We start from the raw sequence: 23,342 nt of genomic DNA, 5'->3' as shown, positions 1-23,342 counted from the left end.
ACCGTTCCTAGGGACTGAGCGGGAGTGGGTCCTGTTTCCAGGACCGTTGGTGCTCAGTCGCGTGCTCCGAACGGTGTTGGGCACGCTGGTCGCCCGCGTTCGCTCCGGTGCCGGGCGGCACGGATCTCGTCCGTGGTCCGGGGATGCGGGGGCGGGGTCCCTCACGCCGTCGGGCCTCCGGTCGGGCCTGGACGGTCCGATGCCCCGCACGATCTCTCTGGTCGTGCGGGGGCGGTGCCGTCCGTCGCCGGATCGGGTGTCCGAGGGCGCGTCGCCCGATCGCGATGCTCGCTGCATCGTGCCGGGAAACTGTGCGGTTGCTGCTGGTGAGGGGTTGCTGCCAGTGCTGGGCGCCCCACCGTGAGGTGTAGGCGGGGTCGACCGCGACGACCGCGATGCCCTGCTCGGCGGCCATCGCCACCAGCCGTGCCCTCAGCTTCGCGGTGGGGAAGCGGGAGATGAGGCGGCGGAAGCGTTTGTTGCGGCTGTGCTTCTCCCGGCACCGTCCGTCGGTGAAGTCGAGGTCTTCGATGGCGATTGCGGCTGCCCCGGTGGTGCGGGTGTGGTGCAGCAGCCTCGTGAGGGCATGCCGGATCTGGGCATCCCGATGGGCTGCGGTGCCCGACAGGTCGTAGAAGAACCGCCGGGGCTCGCCCACAGGATTGCCGTGCACGTCCAGCCGCCAGGCGGCGAGGTGATCGTCGTTCATGTCCACCCCTACCACACCCCCGGCGAGCGCCGCGTCCAGTGGCAGGACCGGGGCGGGGGTGCGCTGCCAGGAGGCGGACACATACCAGCGGCCCCGCGGCACGTCGTGGTGGATGCGGTAGGCCACCGCCCTGCTGTTCGTGATCCGGTCCAACCACTCCTCACCCCGGTGCCTGAAGGACACGGTCGCATCGAGCACATACCGGCCGTGCGGGGCATTGGCCAGATCTGCCAGCACGGCGGGGAGTCTGATCGAGAGCTGTCCAGTGTCGGTGATGCGGAGGGTCTCGTTGCCGAAGCGTTTGCCGGACTCCCCGTCCGCGGCCAGGAACATCCGCGCCGCCCGCCACCCCCGCTGGTCCAGCCCGGCCTCATCCAGGTGGTGGCGCAGATGCGCGAGCTGCTTCCCGCCACGCACCACGTGTACCCGGCCGGCCGCCCAGTCCGCCTCCACCCCCGCCAGCCGGGACTTCAGCGCATGCAGGCGCCGGGACTTGGCATGCCACTCGGCCCGCGAACCGTACCCCCGTGCCAGCCCCTCCTGCTTGTCCGCCTTCGCGCCCAGCGGGCGGGCCAGCCGCGCCTGGATCGACGTGATCTGCCCGCGCAGCCACGCCATCTCCGCCGCCTGCCCGCGCCGGGCCAGCGCCCACTGATCATGCGTGGCCTTGGTGACACTGCCCGCCCACCTGGCCGAGGACACACCGGTCAGCTCCCGCTTGCATACCGCCCACGCGGCAGCATCCTGCTCCAGTCCCTGCCGGGAATGCATCACGAGATCACCCGCGGCCAGCGAGCCGAGGAAGGCACCCACTTCGGCCAGCACCGCGGCATCCGTCTCCGATACCCGCAGCCGGGTCCGGATCGCAACCCCCGCAGGGCCGGGCACCACGAACGACGCTGCCAACTCCCGCAGACCACCCACCTCGTCACTCCCGCCCGGCACCGCTACATCCCTCACCCTCGCTCAACGAGCCCCCACTTCAAAGGTCACACATTCGACGGACAAACTTCCGTTCCCGTCGCCCGGCAACCCGTCCGTATGCCGCCACCGCGGCAACGGCGCTCACTCATGCTCGCGAAAGCGCACTCCTGCTCGGCCAAGTGACAGCAGTTTTCGGGAGCGGCGTAGAACTCCGCCTTCTCCGAACCGATCACTCCCTGCACGGTCTTCGTTGCCGTGCCCTTGTCCTGACCATTGCGGCCCGCGACGACGGCTGCTACCACTCCGCCGATCAGCAGTACCGCCAGGACGATTCCTGCGATACGTCTCACGCCTGGAGCGTGCACCTCGGAATCCAACGTTCCCCGTCTCGGGGGGTGAACACGGGGTGACCACCGGGTCCCGGTACGCAACCGGAACCGGGGGTGTCACTACGTGGGGCCGCGAGGAGACCACGGTGGTGGGGCGCGTCGCTCTACGGCCCTCTGAACACCCACAGCCGCAGCAACACGAAGCGAAGTGCGGTCGCGGCGACATTGGCCACGATCAGTGCGCCGACCTCCATGTGCGGCGCGTCCGGCAGGGTCCGGTGCACCACGGCGAGGGCGCCGCTGCTGAGCGCGAGCCCGGCGAAGAAGGCCACCAGCCCCTGGAGTTGATGGCGGGCAGCCCCCTCCACGCCGTGTACCCGGAAGGTGAATCGGCGGTTGGCAGCGGTGTTCGCCACGGCGGTGACCAGCAGCGAGACCAGATTGGCGGGCTGGGCGTCGAGCGCCGGCCTGAGCACCGTGTACAGGCCCAGATAGGCGGCGGTGGACAGCACGCCGATGGTTGCGAACACCGGCAGCTGCCGGGCGACCCCGGCCTCGGTCACGTCGGCGGGGATGTCGGCCGTTGGTGCCGCGGAGAGCTCGGTGGAGGGCACAGTGGAGTCCCGGACGGGCTCGGTGGTTTTCGGCATCGGTTACGGCACCCAGGGTTCGAGGACGTGTGTCTGAACGTGCTGAAACAGCCCCAGACTGTAGCGTACATGAGTAAATCGGGGCGTTTTAGTGCGCCCACCCGCTCCAGAATGGGCTGGGATCTTCGAATGATTGATGTGCTCCACGACCCGACTGACCGGATCGAATCATCGGTTGAGTTGTCGGTCGTGATTCCGATGTTCAACGAGGAAGAGGCGTTGCCGGCGCTGGTGGGGCGGCTGCGGCCGGTGCTGGACGGGACAGGTGAGCCGTACGAGGTCGTCGCGGTGGACGACGGCTCCACGGACAGGACCGCCGAACAACTCGTCGAACTGCGGGCCACCTGGCCGCAGTTGCGGGTCGTACGACTGCGACGCAACAGTGGACACCAGGCCGCGCTGACCGTTGGCCTGCACCGCGCCCTCGGGCAGTACGCCGTGAGCCTCGACGCCGATCTTCAGGACCCCCCGGAGAAGATCCCCGAGATGCTCGCCCTGGCCCGCTCCCAGCACCTGGACATCGTCTACGGCGTACGCGCCAACCGCTCCACCGACAGCGGTTTCAAACGCCGCACCGCCAGTGCCTACTACTGGCTCATGCGGCGCATGGTCGGTACCCATGTCCCCGCCCAGGCCGGCGACTTCCGCCTCCTGTCACGCAACACCCTCGACGCACTGAAAGCCCTGCCCGACCAGCCACAGGTGTACCGGCTCCTCGTCCCGTGGTTCGGCTTCCCCAGCGGAGAGGTCACCTACCACCGTGACCCACGCGTCGCCGGTCACACCAAGTACCCCCTGCGCAAGATGATCCTGCTGGCGGTCGACAGCATCATCAGCTTCTCCGTAGCCCCGCTCAGGCTGGCGATCTGGCTCGGCACCCTCGCCTTCTTCGTCTGCCTCGGCACGCTCGTGTACACACTGGCGGTGTACGCGGCGGGCGATACCGCCCCCGGCTGGACCTCCCTGATCATCGCCGTTCTCTTCATCGGTGCCGTCCAGCTCATCTGCCTGGGCGTGCTCGGCGAGTACCTCGGCCGCATCTACACCGCCGTCCGGCAACGCCCGACCTACTACGTCGCCGAAGACACCGGCACGGCGGCCGCCCCCACGATGGGCATCGCCTGGCCGGGCCCGCGACGCGGCCAGGGAACCAGAGAGGACTCCCTCGGCGGCCAGGGCCTCTCATAGGACTCGGGTTCCTGCGACGGCCCGGCGCGCTATGTCATCGCGCCGGGCCGTCGGTAGGGGAGGACCTTCCGTTACCGGACCACGTCGGGCCGGGTTACTGCGCCGGCTGCCACTGCCAGTCCTTCGCGGCTGCTACGTCCGGGCCGGCTCGGTCGTGGTGCTGCCCGGGACCCGTCGGCCGGGCACGGTCGGCGCTTCGGACCCGTGGCGGAACTCGTGGACTGTCGTCCGGAGCAGGGCCATCAGCGCCAGCAGCATCAGCACACCGTGCGCGGGCATCGACAGATACGGAGCCACGAGCGGGGCAACGCACGCCAGGTAACTGCCGAACGAGGCGAGCTGCACCAGCACCGGTACGTACCAAAGCTGCCGGGGCAGTAGGAACGCGGCCATCACGGTGAACACGTCTGCGATGTAGAAGTACCGCTCGTGCATCGAGGGCAGCAGGAACGGCACCACGATCGCCGAGCAGGTGGCCAGCAACACGATCCGGGTGTCCGTGAGCCCCGGCGCGCGAAGGCCGGAGTCCGGCACGCCGCGTCGGCCGCGCCGCAGGGACCGGACCGCCAGCCCCATCAGGAGCGACACAAGCACCCCCGCGACCAGAACGCCCGCGCTGCGCACGGGGTCGGGGTTACCGGGCACCGACAGGAACTGGTAGACGGACGGCGCGTAGATGGTGAGGAGGTGGTACGTGTCCGTCTGCCGGGCGTAGACCGTCAGCAGCTGTCCCGGGTCGGCGCCGAGCGCGAGGGCCGGGACATCGAGTACGAGGTACGCCGCGGGAACGGCGAGCAGGCACCGCCACGGCACCCGTCCCACCAGCACCAGTACGAGCAGGAAGGGGAAGAGGAAAACTGCCTGGAACTTGAACGCCATCGCGATCCCGAAGAACGCGCACGCCCACCACGGCCGTGGGCGCAGCGCGTGATAGGTCCCACCGACCAGGAAGGCCGCGAAGACGGCGTCGCACTGCCCCCACCACGCGCTGTTGGTGACGACGGTGGGCAGGAAGAGTACGACCGCGGCCGCGCCGAAGGCCGCCCACCGGTGCGCGGGCCGGAGCAGGAACACAATCCGGAAGGTGTAGTACGCCAGCACCAGGTCGAAAAGGATCGAGACGCACTTGATGCCCACCAGCGACGGCAGCGGCAGGTAGGTCAGCGCGGCCAGCAGATAGAGGTAGGGGACGTTGTAGTTCGAGAAGCTGGGGTCGGCGAGGGCGTGGAACCCGCCGTGGCTCACGATGTGCCAGTACCAGGGCTCGAGAAAGGTGAGGTAGTCCCCCGACTCGCCGGGCAGCAGAAGTACACGGACCAAGAGGGCTACCGCCACCGTGATGTACGCGGTGAGCGCCAGCACCGTCGAATCGGCGGTGTGCCGGTGGGGGGCCTCGGCGGCTGTGTCGGGCATTCCGGACTCCGTTCAGGTCGTGCTCGATCGCGCCGTGCGGACGGCATCCGGGCGCGACGGCGATCAGTATGTCCGAAACACCCCTTGGTGACGTGTAACAAACCGGTGTTAAGGGGCAATTCACCTATGGTGCTGCCATGCGCGGAATTCTCCTGGCCGGGGGCACCGGCTCGCGACTGTGGCCACTGACCAGCTCGGTGTCGAAGCAACTGCTGCCGGTTTTCGACAAACCGATGATCTACTACCCGCTTTCCACACTGGTGATGGCCGGTGTTCGCGAGATCCTGATCATCACCACCCCCGAAGACCAGTACCAGTTCCGCCGCTTGCTCGGCGACGGCCGTCAACTGGGCCTGCGCCTTGAGTACATGGCGCAGGAGCGCCCGGAGGGCATCGCCCAGGCCTTTCTTCTGGGGGCCGACTTCATCGGAGGCGAGTCGGTGGCCCTGATCCTGGGCGACAACATCTTCTACGGGAGCGGCCTCGGCACCCGGCTGGCCCGCCACGACGACGACCTCAAGGGCGGGAGGGTGTTCGCCTACCAGGTCGCCAACCCCTCGGCTTACGGCGTGGTGGAGTTCGACGAGTCGGGCCGGGCCCTGTCCATCGAGGAGAAACCGGCCCGGCCGAAGTCCCGCTATGCCGTGCCCGGCCTTTACTTCTACGACCATCACGTCGTGGACATCGCTCGCAGTCTGCGGCCCAGCGCCCGGGGGGAGTTGGAGATCTCCGACCTCAACCGGGTCTATCTGGAAGCCGGGGCGCTGCATGTCACCCGGCTGGACCGCGGCACCGCCTGGCTGGACACCGGGACCTTCACTTCCATGATGCAGGCTTCGGAATTCGTCCGGGTGATCGAGGAGCGCCAGGGCTTCAAGGTCGGTTGCGTGGAGGAAGCGGTGTGGCGTGCCGGCCTGATCGATGACGACCGGCTCCGGGAACTGGCCCAGCCCCTGCTCAAGAGCGGATACGGCCACTACCTGCTGGGGCTGCTGGAGGACTACCGACATGTCGTCCTGCCCCAGAGAGGTGGCGGATCGCGCCACCAAGAACCGCTGGGCCGACCCTGAACCGACTGCGCGGTGGAAAGGAGTATTCACATGGAGCCACTTGGCATCGAAGGGGCCTGGGTGGACAGGCCCAAGGTGTTCACGGACGGCAGAGGCAGATTCCATGAGTGGTTCAAAAGTGAAGGGTTTCGTGATTTCACCGGCCAGGGGTTTCGACTCGAACAGGCCAACTGCTCCCGCTCCGTTCTCGGCACTCTCCGCGGCATCCACTACGCATCGGTCCCACCGGGCCAGGCCAAGTACGTCACCTGCGTCAGCGGCGCCGTCCTCGACGTGGTGGTCGACATCCGCACCGGTTCTCCGAGCTTCGGGAAGTGGGAGGCGGTCAGACTCGACGACACGACGCACCACTGCGTGTACATCTCGGAAGGGCTGGGCCACGCCTTCATGGCGCTGGAGGACAATTCCACCGTCGTGTACCTCTGTTCAGAGGGATACGCACCGCAGCGCGAACACGGGATCAACCCCCTCGACCCCGAGTTGGCCATCGCCTGGCCCGAGGAACTCGCCCCGCACCTTTCCGACAAGGACGCCGCTGCGCCCACGCTGGAGGAAGCCGGGCGACAAGGTCTGCTGCCTTCCTTCGAGGGCTGCGCCGCGTATCGCAGAGGGCTCGCCAAAGGAATGTACGAGGAAGGCACGGAAAAAGTAGGTCCATTGAGGCCGCACGGGTGATCCTCGCGCAAGTCGTGGCGTGATCCGTGACCATTCAATTGCCGAGAGATTAAGAATGGCTTTGTCCGTAGCCAAAGGCGACGTGACGCGCATGCGAATAAAGCGCACCGGGTGCGCGCGCTTGCGGCCTGATTCCCTCCCAGTTCCTGAGGAAGGTTCTCTTGAACCGTAGAACGATTCGAAGTTCACGCCTGAGGTCCGCCACGCTGGTGTCGGCGGGCGCTCTCGCGGTGGTGCTCAACGTTGCGCCGAGCTCGGTGGCCATCGCCGATGCGATCCACAGGTCGGGCGTAGACAACGCTGTCTCCCACGCGGTGCCCGCCGGCGGCCACGGGGGCGACCGGGGCCCCAAGGGCGACCGGGGCCCCCAGGGGCCCCAGGGCAAGCCTGGCCATGATGGCAAGCGGGGTCCGCAGGGCGCGCAGGGTCCGCAGGGTCCGCGGGGTCCGCAGGGTCCGCAGGGTCCGCAGGGTCCGCGGGGCTATCAGGGCGCCCAGGGCGCCCAGGGTGCCCAGGGTGCTCAGGGCGCCAACGGTGAGAACGGTGTCCAGGGCCCGCAGGGTGCTCAGGGTGCTCAGGGCGCGCAGGGTGGCCCGGGTAAGAATGGGGTCCAGGGTGCCCAGGGCGCGCAGGGTGCGCAGGGCGCGCAGGGCTCCTCGGGCATCAAGACGTACGTCAACACCAGTTCGTTCCCTGTGACCGACCAGGTGGGGACTGCCGAATGCGACCCCGGCGACCTCGCCACCGGCGGCGGATTCGATTCATTTGCCCCCAACGTCGAGAACAGCAGGCCCGTCCACATCGGCCCCGGAACCGGCCCCAACGCGTGGGAGGTTAGCCTCCCGCCTGGTCTCGCCGTCCCGCCGACCGCCCCGCCCAGTGTCGACGTGTACGTGGTCTGCGCCGATATCACCCCGTAACTCCCACGCGAGCGGTAGTGCGCCACCGGCCATCCGCTACCGCTTCCCCTGGGAATGAGCGACGGTGCCCCCGAGGCTTCGGCCTCGCGGGCACCGTCCGCATTATGCCCGCGCCCGCGGCCTGGCTCTGAGGCTTTGGCGCTGGATCCCGGGCAGCAAGAAAGACTCGGAGAACTATGCGCATCCTTGTGACCGGCGGTGCTGGATTCATCGGTTCGGAATATGTCCGCCGACATCTGAATTCGGGTCCGACAGCGCGGATCACCGTCCTCGACAAACTCACCTATTCGGGGGTCGAGGCCAATCTGGCACCGGTCGCGGAACACCCGGGATATACCTTCGTCCGGGGCGACATCTGCGACCCGGATGTGGTCGACCAGGTGACGGCGGGCCACGACGCGGTGGTCCATTTCGCCGCCGAGTCGCATGTGGACCGGTCGATCGACGGGGCCGGTCCGTTCGTCCGCAGCAATGTGATGGGCACGCAGGTGCTCCTGGACGCGGCCCACCGGCACGGTGTCGGCCGCTTCGTCCACGTCTCCACCGACGAGGTCTACGGCTCGATCAGTGAAGGCTCATGGACCGAGGGGTGGCCCTTGGCGCCGAACTCCCCCTACTCAGCGTCGAAAGCCGGCTCCGACCTGCTGGCGCTCGCCTACCACCGCACCCACGGCCTGGACGTGGTGATCACCCGGTGCTCCAACAACTACGGGCCGTACCAGTTCCCCGAGAAGGCCATCCCGCTCTTCATCACCAACCTCATCGACGGGAAGACGGTCCCCCTCTACGGAGACGGCCTCAACATCCGCGATTGGGTGCACGTCTCCGACCACTGCCGGGGCATCGACCTGGTTCTGCGCGGCGGCAGAGCCGGGGAGGTCTACAACATCGGCGGCGGGACCGAGCTGAGCAACCACAAGCTCACCGGCCTGCTGCTGGACGCGGTCGGCGCCGGCTGGGACCGGGTCGAGTACGTGCCCGACCGCAAGGGCCACGACCTGCGCTACTCGCTGGACGACAGCAAGATCCGCGAGCACCTCGGTTACGCCCCGCAGGTGTCCTTCACGGAGGGCCTGGCCGCCACGGTGGCCTGGTACCGCGCACACCGGTCCTGGTGGGAGCCGCTCAAGGAGAGGGCCGAGCTGCGATGACCACGAGCTGGCTGGTGACCGGTGCACGCGGGCTCCTCGGCCAGGACGTGCTGGCCGAGCTCGCCGGCGATCCGGACGCCATGGTGACGGGACTGAGCCGGGACAGGCTCGACATCACCGACCCGACAGCCGTCCGCGCCGCCGTCACCGGTCACCGAGTGGTCGTCAACTGTGCCGCATGGACGGACGTCGACGGCGCCGAGCGGTCCGAGGCGGCGGCCACAGCAGTGAACGGCACGGGCGTCCGCAACCTCGCGCGCGCCTGCGCGGACAGCGGCGCGCTCCTGCTCCACATTTCTTCCGACTACGTGTTCCCGGGTGACGCCCGTCGGCCGTACGCCGAAGAGGCACCGACGGGGCCCGTCAACGCGTACGGGCGAAGCAAACTGGCGGGGGAGCGGGCAGTCGTCGAACTGCTGCCGCGCACCGGCTACGTCGTGCGCACCGCCTGGCTCTACGGCGCGCACGGCCCGAACTTCGTGGCCACCATGCTTGAACTCGCCGCCCTGCGCGAGACGTTGGACGTGGTGGCCGACCAGCACGGCCAGCCGACCTGGTCCCGGGCGCTCGCCAGGCAGCTGGCCGCCCTCGGCCGCGCCGCGCTGACCGGACGGGCACCGGCGGCCATCTACCACGGCACAGCGGCCGACCGCACCACATGGTGCGGTCTGGCGCGTGAGACCTTCCGGCTCAGCGGCCTCGATCCCGAGCGGATCCGCCCGGTCGGATCGGACAAGTTCCCGCGTCCGGCCGCCCGCCCGGCCTTCGGTGTCCTCGGCCACGACAACTGGCTGCGGGCCGGCCTCGCCCCCCTCCCTCCGTGGGACGACCAGCTGGCGGCCGCGCTGAAGGAACCCGCGTTCGCCGGGCCGGCCGCCGCGGCGCGCGCGAGTGCCCGCCACACGTAGAAGGCGCCCTGCGGACCAGACGGTCCGCAGGGCGCCTTCCGGGGCGTCGTCCGCGCCGCCAGGCACTCAGCGGCTCACGGAAGCCCGAAACTCTTCCGGCACTTGGGAAAGGATCCGGTGGTCGACCGCGACCGCATGACGGAACACATCCTCGGCCTCGCCCTTGCGGTGCTGCTCGGCCAGGAGGTTACCCAGTTGCATCTGGATCGAGGTGGCCTTCGGATCGGCGGCAACGGCACGCTTCAAGAGCTCAATGGCCCGGTCGGGATCGCTCGACCTCAGCAGAAACGCCTCGCTGTAGAGCGCGGACATGAATTTCGGATCGGTCTCCAGAGCCTTCTCGTACGCTGCACGGGCATCCGCCGCCCTGCCGTCCTGCTGCTCGATGAGGCCGAGGCCGTACCAGGCTTGCTTGTTCCTGGGGTCCAGTTCCAGCACACGTCGGTAATCCCGGGCAGCCCCAAGGGAATCCTGGTGCGTCTGGCGCTGAAGTGCGGACTGCAAGAGTGCCTCTGCCGGCTTGCTGTTCCGGATCACGGACGCGGCCTTGGATTCCGACGGCACGTTCGAGGGGGACGGAAGCGCCCAGATGGTCACCCCGGCGGCGACCGCCGCTGTCGCGGCGAGCCCTGCCCACAATCTCCTACGTGTCACTTTGTCACATCTCATGGAATGGTGGAGGACGGATGGATATGGCTCATCTCAGGTGGCCGACACCGACGTTACGAGGCCGCCCGGTGGCGCCGCCGTTCGGCAGGCGCTTGGGGCGTGCAAACCACCCGAATGACAGAGCAGGCGCCCGGTGGAACCTCACGGTCCACCGGGCGCTCGCTGTTTCGGGCGGCCTAGACGAGCAGCTTTCCGCCGCACCGCGCGGTGTCGTCCTTCATCGCGATGAGGTTGGCGACCACGTACGAGATGTCGTTCTTGGAGTGCCACTCGCTCGGGAAGTAGGTGGCCAGCCGCGACGACTGGAATCGGGCCTCGAGGTCCGGCACGAAGGCGCGGTACTGGTCGTCCGTGTAGTACCAGAACGAGTTCTCGTTGTAGTAGGCGACGTGGGTCGGGTCCTGGTACGCGCCGCGGCCGTCGGAGCTGGGCGTCATGGTGAGGAGCATGCCACCGGGCGCCAGCAGCCGGTACAACTCGTTGATCAGCGGCACCTTCGCGGGCACGTACTCGAGGAAGTCCACCGCCCGCATCAGGCCGACGGAGCCGTCGGGCAGGTCCAGCTTCCCGGGCAGGGTCGCGACGATGTCGACACCCTCGCCCGGCCGCTGGTCCACGCCGACGTAGCCCGGCGGCTTCCGGTGGGCCGCGCCGAGGTCCAGCGCGAGCAGTCCGCGCCGGTAGGTCCAGGCGAGGGCGTTGGCCTCGATGTACTTGTCGTACAGGGTGACTGTCTGGCGCTGGATGTGCGCGTTGATCTCCGCGTCGCTCTGGGTGTTCCCGGGGTGAACCCGCTGGAGGTACAGGCAACGGTTGATGTGGTGGAAGTCGCCGACGTGGAAGAGGCGGCACATCAGGTCCTGGTCGTCCAGGACCGTGAGCTCTGGGTCGTACCCGCCGGCCTTCTCGTAGCTCTCCTTGCGGAACGCCCGCACATGGTTGGGCGCGTACCAGATGTAGGCGACGTTGTGCGGTGTCGGCGCCAGGGAGACGACCTGCAGCAGCTTGCGGCCGTCGACCTTCACCTCCTCGTACTGCCAGCCGAACGTCTCGTCGAAACGGCTGTCGTCCCGCTTCCCGTCCTCGGTGATCTGCGCGGTGTTGCTGTAGACGAACACGGCCTCGGGGTGCGCGTCGAACGCCATACCGAGCTCCGCCAGGCACGCCTTCGCCAGCAGGTCGTCGTGGTCGAGTTCCACGAGGATCTCGCCGCGGGCCAGTTCACAGGCCCTGCGCTTCGCCGCTCCGACGCCCTTGACGTCGTCCGCGATCTCCACGCGGACCCTGTCGTCGGGTCGATCCGGTCGCCATCGGGCGCCGTTGTTGAGCAGGACGATCCACTCCCAGTCGGAACAGGTCTGCGCCTGCAGGGTCGCCAGACACTCATCGAGGAAACGGGGCCGGTGGCTGGGGGTGAAGACGGAGAACCTCGGTGTCGCCGTCGACGTCATCTGTTGCTCCCTGCTTGGCTCGATGTCGGTCGGGGGATTGAGGAGTCGGGAATCACCGGAATTCCTCCGGCACTTGGGAACGCAGTGAGGGATCGGCCTTGACCGCACGACGGAACTCGTCCGCGGCTTTGTCGTCACGGTTCTTCTGCGCCCAGATTCGTCCGAGGTGGAGATGTGCCGTGGCGTCCTTGGGATGGCCGGCAATGACACGCTTCAGGAGTTCGGCCGCCCGGTCGGGATCGCTCGACTCCAGCAGCAGCGCCTCGTTGAAGAGGGCCGACGGGAACATTGGATCGATCTTCAGGGCCTTGTCGTAGTCCGCACGGGCATCGGCCACCCTCCTGTCCTCATGCGCGATGACTCCGAGGTTGTACCAGGCGAACTTGCTCTGCGGGTCCAGCTCCAGAACTCGCCGGTAGGTACGGTCGGCCCCTGCGAAGTCGTGGTTGTTCTGCTGCAGAATGCCGGCCTGCAAAAGCGCATTGGCATCCTGCAGGTTCTGGTCCGCTGGTGACGGGGCCTTGGAATCCGGGGGCGCTGCCGAGAAGGAATGAATCGCCCACGACATCACTCCGGTGGTAACTGCAGCCACAGCGAAGAGCCCCACCAACAATTGCCTACGTTTCACTTTGTCACATCTCGTGGAATAGTGAGGGACGATGGCGTGCCGGAGTCCGAACCACCGTCATTTCCACCGACGTTACGAGGCAGTGGTGATGCAGCCGCCGTTTGGCGGGCACCAAGAGCGCGCAGTCCACCCGAATGTACGCGTCGTGTGCACAAAAAAGTGGCGCCCGGTCCGCACGTCGCTTCGAGTACGCGTGGACCGGGGCCGTTCGAGGGGAGCCGTGGGGCTCAGTGGGACGCGAGTTCGCGGGGGTCGGCGGCGGATTCGTGGGCGTCCATGCGCTCGGCCGCCAGGATCGCGGCGGCGGTGTCGGCGCGGGATGCCGCGACGACCAGGGCGCGTCCGGCGAGGGCGTGCGCCCGCTGGTGGAGGGCCGCGACGCCGGGTTCATGGATGGCGGCGGCCACCGTGGAACGTACGGGTGCCGACCCTCCCCGCAGTCGCGCCACCTGCTCGGCGAGCCGCTCGGCGGCGGCGTCCAGGTCGGCGGACGGCGCGAGTCCGCGGATCTCGTCCGTCATCGCGAGCAGTGCCGCGAGGTGACCGGCGAGCTGGATGTCCAGCTCCTCCTCGCGCGACCGGTGGGGGAAGTCGGAGGGGGCGGTGCCGGCCATCGTGTGGACCGACTTGGTGCGGATCGGTTCGTACATGGGATGGCCTCCTGTGCTCTGACAGGAAGCCATCCTAGCTTAGATTTCGTCTAAAGTTGAGCCCGGTCGCAGAACTCGTCGCGCTGCGCACACAGCGTGAGCGTCACGGCTGGCCGTAGCCGTCCAGGAAGTTCCCGATCCGGGTCACCGCGTCGGTCAGATCCCCGACCGTCGGCAGCGTGACCACCCGGAAGTGGTCCGACTCGGGCCAATTGAAGCCCGTCCCCTGGACGACCATGATCTTCTCGCGGCGCAGCAGGTCGAGGACCATCTGCCGGTCGTCCTTGATCTTGAAGACCTTCGGATCGAGGCGCGGGAAGAGGTACAGCGCCCCCTTCGGCTTCACACAGCTCACGCCCGGGATCTGCGTCAGCAACTCGTAGGCGACATCCCGCTGTTCCTTCAGCCGCCCGCCGGGCAGCACCAGGTCGTTGATCGTCTGGCGTCCGCTCAGCGCGGCGACCACGCCGTGCTGACCGGGCATGTTCGCGCACAGGCGCATGTTCGCGAGGATCGTCAGCCCCTCGATGTACGAGTCCGCGTGCGCGCGCGGGCCCGAGATCGACATCCAGCCCACCCGGTAACCCGCCACCCGATACGCCTTCGACATGCCGTTGAAGGTGAGCGTGAGCAGGTCCGGGGCGACCGCAGCGGTCGCCGTGTGCGTGGCGCCGTCGTAAAGGATCTTGTCGTAGATCTCGTCGGAGCAGACGAGGAGGTTGTGGCGCCGGGCGATGTCCGTCAGACCCCGGATCATCGCCTCGTCGTACACCGCACCCGTCGGGTTGTTCGGGTTGATGATCACGATCGCCTTGGTGCGGTCGGTGACCTTCCGCTCCACGTCCGCGAGGTCCGGCATCCAGTCGGACTGCTCGTCACAGCGGTAGTGCACGGCCGTACCGCCGGAGAGCGAGACTGCGGCGGTCCACAGCGGGTAGTCCGGCGCCGGTACGAGTACCTCGTCGCCGTCGTCCAGCAGGCCCTGCATCGCCATCACGATCAGCTCGGAGACGCCGTTGCCGATGAAGACGTGCTCGACGTCCGTCTCGATACCGAGGGTCTGGTTGTGCATGACCACCGCCCGCCGCGCCGCGAGCAGGCCCTTCGCGTCGCCGTAGCCGTGGGCCGACGAGACGTTACGGAGGATGTCCTCCAGAATCTCGGGCGGGCACTCGAAACCGAACGCCGCCGGGTTTCCCGTGTTGAGCTTGAGGATGCGGTGACCGGCAGCTTCGAGCCGCATCGCCTCCTCGAGAACCGGGCCCCGGATCTCGTAGCAGACGTTGGCGAGCTTCGTGGACTGGATCACCTGCATGTCCGTGAGCTTACGGCCGTGTAACGCTCCGCGGGGGGTGTTTTTCACCACGTGAGACGTGGCGGTTTGGTCATCTTTGTCCGCTCGCTACGCCGTAAGCCCTTGCGATCCCTACAATGCGCGCCCATGTCCTGGCAGTCCGGCGAACCCGAAGCCGCGCCGAGGGTGTACCTCCCGCAGAGCGACGGCGAGGCGCCTCCGGCCTATGAGACGTACACGGACCCGGCCGAGGCGCACGGCTGGCAGAAGGGGTACGAAGAGGGCGGTGACGGTGCTCCCCGCACGCGGGAGGCGTACGAGGACGGCGACGACACCCTCGTACAGGCTGCCGTTCCCGGTGATCCCACGGGCCGCCGCGACCGGCTGCTGCGCCGGCGCCGTGCCCGGCTGCTGCGCCGGCTGTCCGTGGCCGGCGGGGCGGTGTGCGTCGTCCTCCTCGCCCTCGTGATCTCGGGGGCCTTCGACTCGGGGTCGTCCAAGGGGTCGGGCGGTCCGAGTCGGGAGCCGGCCTCGCCACCGCACCTCGCCACGGGGGCCGTCGCACCCACGGAGGGTTCCGCCGCGACCGCCGGCACCTCTGCGGGTCCGTCGTCCACCACGTCGCCCGGGGCGTCCGGCAGCGCGGGCGCCGCCTCCGGCTCCCCGAGGGCGGCCCCGTCCGCGAGCGCCTCGACGGCCCCGGCGACCTCGGCTCCCGCGACCGCCACCTCCACGACCGAGGGCGGCCGGGGCAACTCCAACGGCCACGGCCAAGGAGCCACGAAGCGGCCCAAGTAGCCGCCGGTGCCAGTAGGTTGGCCCTGCCGTGAGGGGAAGGCAGGGCATGGACTTCTCGCTGTTGAACGACGAGCCGGTGATGGAGCCGGGTGAGGATCGACTGGGGACGGAGCGAGCCGCGCACGAGCTCGCCAAGCTCTTGTACGACTCCCGCGCCGCGACCCCGTTCACCCTGGCCGTCGACGCCGGCTGGGGCATGGGCAAGAGCACCTTGATGCGCCTGGTGGACGCGGAACTGCGGAAGAAGCACGGCGTCCCGACGCTCTGGTACAACGCCTGGACCTCTACCGGGGCGGACGCGCTGGAAGGGCTGATCAAGTCGGTCCTGGCGAAGTTCGACAAGCGGCTGCTGCGGCGGGCGGCCTATCGGGTGTCGGAGCAGCGGGCGGTCTTCGGGGTCGCACGGACCGCGCTGACGCTCGCCGCGGGGCCGCTCGGGGCGGCCGGACTCGTCGACCGCTTGTGGCAGGACCTCTCCATCGACGCGCAGGCCCGCAACGAGATGCGCACCCGGCTGCGCGAGCTCGCGACGGAGTGGGCGCAGTCCACGCCGTACGAGACCCGGAAGATGCTCGTCGTGTTCGTCGACGACCTCGACCGCTGCTCGGAGGAGACGATCCTCGCAGTGTGCGAGGCGGTGAAGGTCTATCTGGATGTGCCCGGGCTCGCCTTCGTCATCGGGTGCGACCGGTCGGCGCTCGGGCCCTCGGGACTGCTGCGGGACCTGTCTCCGGCCGGGTCCGCGTTCATGGAGAAGATCTTCCAGACGAGTTACCGGGTGCCGCTGCCGGGCGTCGACAATGTCAAGGAGTACGTCCGCCACTGCGCCGAGCGCTCGGGCATTCATGACCTGCTGCGCGAGAGCCTGGTCGACCTGATCGCGGCCCACTCGTCCCGCAACCCGCGCCGGATCAAGCGGCTCATCAACGGGTTCGGGCTGGAGCACGCACTCAACCTCGTGTGGGAGCCGTTCGATTCGGCGGTCGTGATCCCCATTCTGCTGCTCCAGCAGCTGTACCCCGACTTCTACCGCACGTTGGTGGCCCGCGACGGGGCCGATGTGCACGCGGTTCGTGAGTTCGACCGCTACCGCGCGGCCCGGCAGGTGCTGAGCGAGCCGTTGGCCCAGCCCTCGGACGTGTCCTGGACCATCACGGCGGGCTGCCTGGAGGCGTACGGTCTGGCCAGGCCGAAGCGGGACCGTTCCGAGGACTGGGGCTCGCTGCTCGCGCAGCTGGAGGGGCATCTTCCCACCGGATTCCCGGAGTTGGCGCTCGACCGGAACTTCGTCGACCTCATCGACTGGCTGGCCCTCAGGAACGAGCTGGACACCTTGGTGGAGCAACTTCAGCAGGGCGTCCCCTCGGTCGCGGTGATCCGTTCCGAGGAGCCCCCCTCGGCGGGATCGGCCGTGCGACGGGGCAGCACCGTGCTGTACGCCGGAAAGCATGTGCTGTGGATCGACGACCACCCCACCCGCAACACCGAGTTCGTCGAGCAGTTGGAGTCTCAGGGCGTCCGCGTCTGGGTGGCCACGGACCGGGAGCGCGCCGAGCACGTCCTCGGGGTCACCCGGATCGACCTGCTGATCTCCGACGTGCAGCGCGGTCGCGACCGCGACGCGGGGATCACCGATCTGCAGGACTGGCGCGACCGTGACCGCTACAAGGGGCCCGCCGTGTACTTCACCAGCCGCATCACCCCGAACCGCGAGTCCCGCGCCCTGGCGCTCAACGCACGGGTCGCCACGACCGGGCCGATGCTCTTCCAGTACGTCGCCGCGGCACTCGAACAAGCCGACCGCTAGGCCAAAAACAACTCCTTGCCCCTCAACCCCTCTCCCCTCACAATGCGCATGACAAATCAACAGGTGACCGGAAAACCTTCGGTCGCCCAAGTCGCAAGAGGGGACCCCCCACATGAGAAAGCCTCTCGTCGCCGCGCTCTTCGCCCTGGTGATCGCCGGGGCAGGCGTGGCACCCGCGGTCGCGGCACCCGTGACCACGGACGGCGTGACCACGAAGACCACGGCCGCGCCCGCGATCCAGGCCGTCAACTTCGCCGGCACCGTCTCGCTCAGCAACTGCTCCGGATCCGTCATCCGCTTCCCCGGCTCGCAGGACGACGACCCGGCGCTGGTGCTCACCAACGGCCACTGCCTGGAGACCGGCTTCCCGGAGCCCGGCGAGGTCATCGTCGACCAGCCGTCCAGCCGTAGCTTCGGTCTGCTCAACTCCTCGGCCACGAGGGTCGGGACGCTGCGCGCGAGCAAGGTCGCGTACTCCACGATGACCGACACCGACGTCACGATCTACCAGCTCACCACCACCTACGCGCAGATCAAGAGCTCGTACGGCATCAGCGCGCTCATGGTGCAGGACACGCACCCGGTCGCCGGTACCGCCATCACGGTCGTCTCCGGTTACTGGAAGCGGACCTACGCGTGCAACGTCGACGGCTTCGTCTACCGCCTCAAGGAAGGCGACTGGACCTGGAAGGACTCGGTCCGCTACACCTCCGCCTGCAAGACCATCGGCGGCACCTCGGGCTCGCCGGTCATCGACAACGCCACCGGCAAGGTCGTCGCCGTCAACAACACGGGCAACGAAGACGGCGAGCGCTGCACCGAGAACAACCCGTGCGAGGTCGACGCGAACGGCAACGTGACCGTCCGCCAGGGCATCAACTACGCCGAGGAGACGTACCAGATCGTCCCCTGCTTCGGTCTCGACAACAAGCTCGACCTGAGCCGCACCGGGTGCACCCTGCCCAAGCCGTAAGGCTGTAAGGCCGTAAGAAGGCGGAGGCGGGCGGTCACCGGGGAGTACGGCGGACCGCCCGTCCCGCCAGTACGTCCGTCCTGCGCCCGTCCTCGATCACGAAGCGGCCGTCGATGAGGACGTGTGGGATGCCCGTCGGCAGCGTGCGGGGCTCTTCGAAGGTCGAGCCCGCCGCGACCGTGGCCGGGTCGAACAGGACCAGGTCGCCGCGGTATCCCTCGCGGACCAGCCCGCGGTCGGGCAGGCGCAGGCGGGCGGCCGGGCGGCCGGTGAGATGGGCGACGCACTCCTCCAGCGAAAGGACGCCCAACTCCCTTACGTACCGCCCGAGATAGTGCGGAAAGGTGCCGTACGCGCGCGGGTGGGGTTTGTCGCCCCGCAGGATGCCGTCGGAGCCGCCCGTGTGCACGGGGTGCCGCATGATCGCCTGGACGTTCTCCTCGTGGCCGACGTGCTGAAGGATCGTCGAGCCGAGCCGGTCGTCGAGCAGGAGACGGCGGGCGGTCACCCAGGGGGCCTCGCCGCGCCGGTCGGCGGACTGCCGGACCGTCCTGCCGACGTAGGGGGCGAGCGCCGGGTCGTTCACTCCCGAGATCTCGATCGTGTCCCACTCGATGGGCACGCCGTGGCAGCCGTCGGCGCCGACGACCTCCATGTGGTGCCGGATCCGTTCAGCGGTGTCCTCGTCCGCAAGTCGCTCGAGGATCGCGTCCGGGCCGCCCTCGCTCGCCCAGCTCGGCAGCATGGCGACGAGCGTCGTGGAGCCCGGGGTGTAGGGGTAGGTGTCCAGGCTGATGTCCGCGCCCTGTGCCAGCGCCTTGTCCAGGAGGGCGAGCAGGTCCGGGGCCTTGCCCTTGTTCACGCCGAAGTTCATGGTGGCGTGGGCCAGGTGGAGCGGGCAGCCGGCCTCACGGGTGAGGGCCACCATCTCCTCGTACGCCGCCAGGGCGCCCGCCCCGTACGAGCGGTGGTGCGGGCAGTAGTAGCCGCCGTACTCGGCGACCACCCGGCACAGCTCGGTGAGCTCGGCGTCCTTGGCGTACATCCCGGGCGTGTACGTCAGCCCGGAGGACATGCCGACCGCGCCCTGCGCCATCCCCTCGGCGACCAACTGCCGCATCCGGTCGAGCTCCTGGGGCGTGGCCGCGCGGTCCTCCCAGCCGACGGCGAGCATACGGACGGTGCCCTGCGGGACGAGGTACGCCGCGTTCACCGCGATCCCGCGGTCCAGTCGGTCCAGATACTCGCCGACCGACCGCCAGTCGAAGTCGATGTCGTCGCCGTACCCGTTCCAGCCGGTGATCGCGCGGCGGACCTCGGCGAGGGTGCGGTCGTCCACCGGCGCGTACGACAGGCCGTCCTGGCCGACGACCTCCAGGGTCACGCCCTGCGCCGCCTTCGCGCTGTGGTCCGGGTCCCGGAGCAGCGCGAGGTCGCTGTGCGCGTGCATGTCGATGAAACCGGGCGCGAGCGCCAGGCCTTCGGCGTCCAGGACGCGGCGGGCGACCGGGCGCAGACAGCCCGCCGCCGCGGCCTCCTTGACCACCGTGGTGATCCTGCCGCCCTCGATGCCCACGTCGGCGCGGTACGAGAGGTCACCGGTGCCGTCGACGACCTCCGCGTCGCGGATGACGAGATCCATCACAAGGGCCTCCTAGAAGAACGTGCGGACATAGTCGACGACCGTTCCGTCCGCCTCCACCAGCGGAATCAGCTGCCACTTGTCGAAGGACGTGCAGGGGTGGGAGAGGCCCATGGCGAGCCAGTCGCCGACCTGGAGGTCCGCCTCCGGGGTCGTACGGAGCCAGCTGTGCTGGTCGGAGAGGCCGGTGACCGTGATGCCGGTGGCGGGGCGCTCGGTGCCGTCCCGGCGTACGACCTGGGCGAAGGGGAGGTCCAGGTCGTACGCCGCGTCCCGCTTGCCCGCGTTGGTGAAGGCCTGGTCGGGGGAGGGGCGGGACACGACCTGGGACCAGAGGCGGAAGGCGGGGTGCAGGGCGCCCTCCTGCGGGATGCGGGTGAAGGGGGTGAGCTTGCGGTAGTGCCCGTCGTCGTGCGAGACGTACGCGCCGGAGCGCAGCAACTTCAGGACGGGAAGGGAGAGCTCGGGGATCCGCGCGAAGACGTCGGCCACCGCGTCGAACCAGGCGCTGCCGCCCGCGCTGACCACGATCTCGTCGAGCTCCGCGAACCGGCCCGCCTTGTCGAAGTCCGTCGCCAGCGCGGTCAGTTGGTGCAGCCAGGAGTGCACGCGCTCCGGGTCCGCCTGCGGGACCTCGCCCTCGTAGCCCGCCACGCCGACCAGGCGGAGCGTCCCCGTCGCGGCCACCGCGTCGGCGACCGCCGCGCACTCCGCCTCCGTACGGACACCGGTGCGCGCGCCCTCGCCGGCCGCGAGTTCCACGACGACGTCGAGGGGGCGGGGCGTCCCGCGCAGCGCCGCGTCCATCAGCTCGACGCCGCGCAGGGAGTCGACGTAACAGATGAAGCGGAAATCCGCGTCCGCGGCCAGCTCCGCGGCGATCCAGCGCAGCGCCGCCGCGTCGACGAGCTCGTTCGCGAGGAAGATCCGGTCGATCCCGAAGTCCCTCGCCACGCGCACCTGGTGGGGCACCGCGAGCGTGATGCCCCAGGCGCCGTGCTCGATCTGCTTCCAGAACAGCTGCGGGGCCATCGAGGTCTTGCCGTGCGGGGCGAAGGCGAGGCCGTGGCGGGCCGCGTACGTCTCCATGAGTTCGAGGTTGTGCGTCAGGCGCTCGGCGGAGAGGGCGAGGACAGGAGTGGTGAAGCCGTCGGTGAAGAGGTTGCGGCGCTGGGCAGCCAGCTCACCGACCGTCAGGCCCGCGGCGTCCGGGGGGAGGCCCTTGAAGCGGTGGTCGACGCGGTCCGCCGTGAGTGCGGCCAGCTGTGCTGCGGCGGTGTCGGCGCCCATGGGGCCTCCTTTGACGAGGTGAGGTGCGGTGCGCCGCGGATGCGGTGCGGGGGTCTTGCTGGCGTATTGCGACATGTGCAACGGTCATTGCGTATGTCGCTTACTGCTGTCTAACATCCCAGCCAACGCAGGGTCAACGGTGCACGGAGCGCCTTTGGCCGCCAGAGCGAGGAGCCCCAGTCATCGTGTCCCCCAACGGACCCGCAGGTGCCGCGCCCCACGATGCCGATGCCGTCGGCCTCGTCGATGTTGTCGCACTCGGCGAGTCCATGGTCACGTTCCTGCCCACCCGCCCGGGACGCCTCGCCGACGTGCCGTCGTTCGAGCGGGGGATCGGGGGCGCGGAGTCGAACGTGGCGTGCGTGCTGGCTCGCGCCGGGCACACCACGAGATGGGTCAGCCGGGTGGGCGCCGACGGCTTCGGAAAGCATCTGACCGAGCGCATCGGCTCGTACGGGGTCGACGTGAGCGCCGTACAGCGCGATGCCGCACGTCCTACGGGCATCTACTTCCGTACGGCGGGGGACCGGGCGACCGACGCCCACGAGGTCGCGTACTACCGGGCCGGATCCGCCGCATCCGCGATGGCGGTGGAGAACGTGGACCTGGCCGCCGTCCGTTCGGGCCGCGTGCTGCACCTGTCCGGCATCACCGCCGCCCTGTCCGACGACTGCCTGGCCCTGCTGCGGACGCTGACCGCTCCCGGCCCCGGCCGCCCTCTCGTCTCGTTCGACGTGAACCACCGGGTGACCCTCTGGAACGGCCAGGACCCGGCCGCCGTGCTCCTGGAGCTTGCCTGCGGCGGCGACCTCGTCTTCGTCGGCGAGGACGAGGCCGAGGCCGCGTGGGGCATCACCGGCGGCGCGGCGGCGATCCGTGCGGCGCTGCCCGAACCCCGGGCCCTGGTCGTCAAGCAGGGGGCACGCGGAGCAACGCTCTTCGAGCGGGCCGAGGACTCACTTCAAGCCCGTCATGGGGGTCCCCCCTGTTCGAGCGAAGCCGAGAACTCGGGGGAGTTCGAGGACGAGCGCGAAGCGCGATACGGGGCTCCGGGGGAGGAGCCCCCGGGTACGGGACAGGAGGGGGCGACAACCCGCAGGCCTCCCACCGTCGCCGTACCCGCCCGTGACACCGTCACCTTCGTCCCCTCGCTCCACGTCGACGTCGTCGCCCCCGTCGGCGCCGGGGACGCCTTCGCCGCCGGATTCCTCTCCGCCACGCTGCGCGGACTCCCGGCCAAGGACCGGCTGCGGCACGGTCACCTCATGGCCGCCGCCGCGCTCACCGTGCCCGGCGACCTCGCCGCGCCTCCCGGCCGGGAGCACGCCGACCGGCTGGCCGCTCTGGACGACGACGCGTGGGAGACACTTCGACTCGGCCCCGGCTGGACCGAAGCCGTCGACCAAGCCGTCGATCGGGCCGAGGAGGAGGTACGTACCCCATGAGCCAGACCGTCGACCGAGCGCTGAGCATCCTGCCGCTGCTCGCCGAGGGGCCCGCCGACCTCGGGCAGGTCGCCGACCGCCTCGGCGTCCACAAGTCCACGGCGCTCCGCCTCCTGCGCACGCTCCACGAGCACGGTCTGGTCTACCGCCAGTCCGACCAGCGCTACCGCCTCGGCGCCCGCCTCTTCGCCCTCGCCCAGGAGGCCGTCGAGAACCTGGACATCCGGGAGATCGCCCACCCTCACCTCGTACGTCTCAACGAGCAGTGCGGGCACACCGTGCACCTCGCGGTGTACGAGGAGAACGAGGTCCTCTACATCGACAAGGTGGAGAGCCGCTACCCGGTGCGCATGTACTCGCGGATCGGCAAGCCGGTCGCCATCACCGTCGCCGCCGTCGCGAAGCTGCTGCTCGCCGACCTTCCCGAGGCCGAGCGCCGTGTCCTCGCGGAGAAGCTCGACTACCCCATGTACACGGCCCGTTCGATCCCCCACGCCGCCGCCTTCCTCAAGGAGCTGGCGACGGTACGCGAACAGGGCTGGGCCACCGACCTCGGTGGCCACGAGGAGTCCATCAACTGCGTCGCCGCCCCCATCCGCGGCGCAGACGGACGCGTGGCCGCCGCCATGTCGGTCTCCGCGCCCAACGTCGTCGTCACCGCCGACGAACTCCTCACGCTGCTCCCGCTGGTGCGCCGTACCGCCGACGCCATCAGCCGTGACTACTCCGGAAAGCCCTCGAAAGAGCCCAGCTAAGGA

Annotated in this window: 22 protein-coding genes; 11 read left to right on the top strand and 11 right to left on the bottom strand. The window is 69.1% G+C overall.

Going from position 1 to position 23,342, the window contains the following annotated elements; all coding sequences use genetic code 11:
* Positions 1-7: 7 nt before the first annotated feature.
* The 3 genes from ACIBK0_RS35910 to ACIBK0_RS35900 all read right to left on the bottom strand — a co-directional run bounded on the left by ACIBK0_RS35910 (position 8) and on the right by ACIBK0_RS35900 (position 2,612).
* The gene (locus ACIBK0_RS35910; RefSeq protein ID WP_399089069.1) at positions 8-1,654 is read right to left on the bottom strand and encodes an IS200/IS605 family accessory protein TnpB-related protein; all 1,647 of its coding nucleotides are present in this window, start codon (positions 1,652-1,654) and stop codon (positions 8-10) included.
* Positions 1,655-1,698: 44 nt separating this feature from the next.
* Entirely contained in the window at positions 1,699-1,983 is a 285-nt protein-coding gene (locus tag ACIBK0_RS35905) for a hypothetical protein (protein ID WP_399089266.1), read from the bottom strand.
* Between the two features lie 143 nt (positions 1,984-2,126).
* Complete coding sequence (locus ACIBK0_RS35900; RefSeq protein ID WP_399089067.1) at positions 2,127-2,612, bottom strand: GtrA family protein; 486 nt, start codon at positions 2,610-2,612, stop codon at positions 2,127-2,129.
* A 129-nt stretch (positions 2,613-2,741) separates the two neighbouring features.
* Between ACIBK0_RS35900 and ACIBK0_RS35895 the strand changes: the two genes are divergently transcribed.
* Positions 2,742-3,800 (top strand): glycosyltransferase family 2 protein, encoded by a 1,059-nt coding sequence (locus tag ACIBK0_RS35895; protein WP_399089065.1) that lies wholly within the window; start codon positions 2,742-2,744, stop codon positions 3,798-3,800.
* 132 nt (positions 3,801-3,932) lie between these two features.
* Here ACIBK0_RS35895 and ACIBK0_RS35890 read toward each other — a convergent pair whose 3' ends face one another.
* The gene (locus ACIBK0_RS35890; protein WP_399089063.1) at positions 3,933-5,213 is read right to left on the bottom strand and encodes a hypothetical protein; all 1,281 of its coding nucleotides are present in this window, start codon (positions 5,211-5,213) and stop codon (positions 3,933-3,935) included.
* Positions 5,214-5,350: 137 nt separating this feature from the next.
* Between ACIBK0_RS35890 and rfbA the strand changes: the two genes are divergently transcribed.
* The 5 genes from rfbA to rfbD all read left to right on the top strand — a co-directional run bounded on the left by rfbA (position 5,351) and on the right by rfbD (position 9,937).
* The gene (gene rfbA, locus ACIBK0_RS35885; RefSeq protein ID WP_399089061.1) at positions 5,351-6,283 is read left to right on the top strand and encodes a glucose-1-phosphate thymidylyltransferase RfbA; all 933 of its coding nucleotides are present in this window, start codon (positions 5,351-5,353) and stop codon (positions 6,281-6,283) included.
* A 30-nt stretch (positions 6,284-6,313) separates the two neighbouring features.
* Positions 6,314-6,958: a dTDP-4-dehydrorhamnose 3,5-epimerase family protein gene (locus tag ACIBK0_RS35880; protein WP_399089059.1), complete on the top strand. Its 645-nt coding sequence runs from the start codon at positions 6,314-6,316 to the stop codon at positions 6,956-6,958.
* 161 nt (positions 6,959-7,119) lie between these two features.
* Positions 7,120-7,878 carry a hypothetical protein gene (locus ACIBK0_RS35875; RefSeq protein ID WP_399089057.1) on the top strand — a complete coding sequence of 253 codons (759 nt, stop codon included), beginning with the start codon at positions 7,120-7,122 and terminating at the stop codon, positions 7,876-7,878.
* A 176-nt stretch (positions 7,879-8,054) separates the two neighbouring features.
* Positions 8,055-9,029, top strand: coding sequence for a dTDP-glucose 4,6-dehydratase (rfbB, locus tag ACIBK0_RS35870; protein ID WP_399089055.1), 975 nt, complete (start codon positions 8,055-8,057; stop codon positions 9,027-9,029).
* On the top strand, positions 9,026-9,937 hold the full coding sequence (rfbD, locus tag ACIBK0_RS35865; protein WP_399089053.1) for a dTDP-4-dehydrorhamnose reductase: 912 nt from the start codon (positions 9,026-9,028) through the stop codon (positions 9,935-9,937). Before rfbB ends, rfbD begins: the two co-directional genes overlap by 4 nt.
* 66 nt (positions 9,938-10,003) lie before the next feature.
* Here the strand turns inward: rfbD and ACIBK0_RS35860 are convergent, their stop codons facing one another.
* From ACIBK0_RS35860 to ACIBK0_RS35840, 5 genes are all read right to left on the bottom strand, one after another.
* Positions 10,004-10,606, bottom strand: coding sequence for a tetratricopeptide repeat protein (locus ACIBK0_RS35860; protein WP_399089051.1), 603 nt, complete (start codon positions 10,604-10,606; stop codon positions 10,004-10,006).
* 176 nt (positions 10,607-10,782) lie between these two features.
* Positions 10,783-12,057 carry a glycosyltransferase gene (locus tag ACIBK0_RS35855; protein WP_399089049.1) on the bottom strand — a complete coding sequence of 425 codons (1,275 nt, stop codon included), beginning with the start codon at positions 12,055-12,057 and terminating at the stop codon, positions 10,783-10,785.
* 52 nt (positions 12,058-12,109) lie between these two features.
* Positions 12,110-12,625 carry a tetratricopeptide repeat protein gene (locus tag ACIBK0_RS35850; protein WP_399089047.1) on the bottom strand — a complete coding sequence of 172 codons (516 nt, stop codon included), beginning with the start codon at positions 12,623-12,625 and terminating at the stop codon, positions 12,110-12,112.
* A gap of 287 nt (positions 12,626-12,912) precedes the next feature.
* Positions 12,913-13,335, bottom strand: a complete 423-nt coding sequence (locus ACIBK0_RS35845; protein WP_399089045.1) for a hypothetical protein — start codon at positions 13,333-13,335, stop codon at positions 12,913-12,915.
* A 103-nt stretch (positions 13,336-13,438) separates the two neighbouring features.
* A complete protein-coding gene (locus tag ACIBK0_RS35840) occupies positions 13,439-14,650 on the bottom strand; it encodes a pyridoxal phosphate-dependent aminotransferase (protein ID WP_399089043.1) in 1,212 nt (403 codons plus the stop codon).
* Between the two features lie 126 nt (positions 14,651-14,776).
* Here ACIBK0_RS35840 and ACIBK0_RS35835 point away from each other — a divergent pair, with 126 nt between their 5' ends.
* From ACIBK0_RS35835 to ACIBK0_RS35825, 3 genes are all read left to right on the top strand, one after another.
* Positions 14,777-15,427, top strand: coding sequence for a hypothetical protein (locus ACIBK0_RS35835; RefSeq protein WP_399089041.1), 651 nt, complete (start codon positions 14,777-14,779; stop codon positions 15,425-15,427).
* A gap of 46 nt (positions 15,428-15,473) precedes the next feature.
* Complete coding sequence (locus ACIBK0_RS35830; protein ID WP_399089039.1) at positions 15,474-17,234, top strand: P-loop NTPase fold protein; 1,761 nt, start codon at positions 15,474-15,476, stop codon at positions 17,232-17,234.
* Positions 17,235-17,346: 112 nt separating this feature from the next.
* Positions 17,347-18,207, top strand: a complete 861-nt coding sequence (locus ACIBK0_RS35825) for a trypsin-like serine peptidase (RefSeq protein WP_399089037.1) — start codon at positions 17,347-17,349, stop codon at positions 18,205-18,207.
* 34 nt (positions 18,208-18,241) lie between these two features.
* Here ACIBK0_RS35825 and ACIBK0_RS35820 read toward each other — a convergent pair whose 3' ends face one another.
* Together ACIBK0_RS35820 and ACIBK0_RS35815 are read right to left on the bottom strand one after the other, a co-directional pair.
* Complete coding sequence (locus ACIBK0_RS35820; protein WP_399089035.1) at positions 18,242-19,852, bottom strand: amidohydrolase family protein; 1,611 nt, start codon at positions 19,850-19,852, stop codon at positions 18,242-18,244.
* Positions 19,853-19,861: 9 nt separating this feature from the next.
* Complete coding sequence (locus ACIBK0_RS35815; RefSeq protein ID WP_399089033.1) at positions 19,862-21,139, bottom strand: amino acid deaminase; 1,278 nt, start codon at positions 21,137-21,139, stop codon at positions 19,862-19,864.
* Between the two features lie 269 nt (positions 21,140-21,408).
* On the opposite strand from ACIBK0_RS35815, the gene ACIBK0_RS35810 reads away from it, so the two are divergent.
* The gene (locus tag ACIBK0_RS35810) at positions 21,409-22,584 is read left to right on the top strand and encodes a sugar kinase (RefSeq protein WP_399089252.1); all 1,176 of its coding nucleotides are present in this window, start codon (positions 21,409-21,411) and stop codon (positions 22,582-22,584) included.
* Positions 22,581-23,339, top strand: a complete 759-nt coding sequence (locus ACIBK0_RS35805) for an IclR family transcriptional regulator (RefSeq protein ID WP_399089031.1) — start codon at positions 22,581-22,583, stop codon at positions 23,337-23,339. Before ACIBK0_RS35810 ends, ACIBK0_RS35805 begins: the two co-directional genes overlap by 4 nt.
* The last annotated feature ends 3 nt before the right edge of the window (positions 23,340-23,342 follow it).

Source organism: Streptomyces sp. NPDC050564, assembly GCF_044457265.1.
Taxonomy (GTDB): domain Bacteria; phylum Actinomycetota; class Actinomycetes; order Streptomycetales; family Streptomycetaceae; genus Streptomyces.
This window is presented reverse-complemented; position numbering and strand designations above follow the sequence as displayed.

Bases quoted from the DNA above. Each gene is read 5' to 3' on its own strand.
- ACIBK0_RS35900 (WP_399089067.1), bottom strand. From the start codon at position 2,612: ATGCCGAAAACCACCGAGCCCGTCCGGGACTCCACTGTGCCCTCCACC.
- ACIBK0_RS35895 (WP_399089065.1), top strand. From the start codon at position 2,742: ATGATTGATGTGCTCCACGACCCGACTGACCGGATCGAATCATCGGTT.
- ACIBK0_RS35890 (WP_399089063.1), bottom strand. From the start codon at position 5,213: ATGCCCGACACAGCCGCCGAGGCCCCCCACCGGCACACCGCCGATTCG.
- rfbA (WP_399089061.1), top strand. From the start codon at position 5,351: ATGCGCGGAATTCTCCTGGCCGGGGGCACCGGCTCGCGACTGTGGCCA.
- ACIBK0_RS35880 (WP_399089059.1), top strand. From the start codon at position 6,314: ATGGAGCCACTTGGCATCGAAGGGGCCTGGGTGGACAGGCCCAAGGTG.
- rfbB (WP_399089055.1), top strand. From the start codon at position 8,055: ATGCGCATCCTTGTGACCGGCGGTGCTGGATTCATCGGTTCGGAATAT.
- rfbD (WP_399089053.1), top strand. From the start codon at position 9,026: ATGACCACGAGCTGGCTGGTGACCGGTGCACGCGGGCTCCTCGGCCAG.
- ACIBK0_RS35860 (WP_399089051.1), bottom strand. From the start codon at position 10,606: ATGAGATGTGACAAAGTGACACGTAGGAGATTGTGGGCAGGGCTCGCC.
- ACIBK0_RS35855 (WP_399089049.1), bottom strand. From the start codon at position 12,057: ATGACGTCGACGGCGACACCGAGGTTCTCCGTCTTCACCCCCAGCCAC.
- ACIBK0_RS35850 (WP_399089047.1), bottom strand. From the start codon at position 12,625: ATGTCGTGGGCGATTCATTCCTTCTCGGCAGCGCCCCCGGATTCCAAG.
- ACIBK0_RS35845 (WP_399089045.1), bottom strand. From the start codon at position 13,335: ATGTACGAACCGATCCGCACCAAGTCGGTCCACACGATGGCCGGCACC.
- ACIBK0_RS35840 (WP_399089043.1), bottom strand. From the start codon at position 14,650: ATGCAGGTGATCCAGTCCACGAAGCTCGCCAACGTCTGCTACGAGATC.
- ACIBK0_RS35835 (WP_399089041.1), top strand. From the start codon at position 14,777: ATGTCCTGGCAGTCCGGCGAACCCGAAGCCGCGCCGAGGGTGTACCTC.
- ACIBK0_RS35830 (WP_399089039.1), top strand. From the start codon at position 15,474: ATGGACTTCTCGCTGTTGAACGACGAGCCGGTGATGGAGCCGGGTGAG.
- ACIBK0_RS35825 (WP_399089037.1), top strand. From the start codon at position 17,347: ATGAGAAAGCCTCTCGTCGCCGCGCTCTTCGCCCTGGTGATCGCCGGG.
- ACIBK0_RS35815 (WP_399089033.1), bottom strand. From the start codon at position 21,139: ATGGGCGCCGACACCGCCGCAGCACAGCTGGCCGCACTCACGGCGGAC.
- ACIBK0_RS35810 (WP_399089252.1), top strand. From the start codon at position 21,409: ATGGTCACGTTCCTGCCCACCCGCCCGGGACGCCTCGCCGACGTGCCG.
- ACIBK0_RS35805 (WP_399089031.1), top strand. From the start codon at position 22,581: ATGAGCCAGACCGTCGACCGAGCGCTGAGCATCCTGCCGCTGCTCGCC.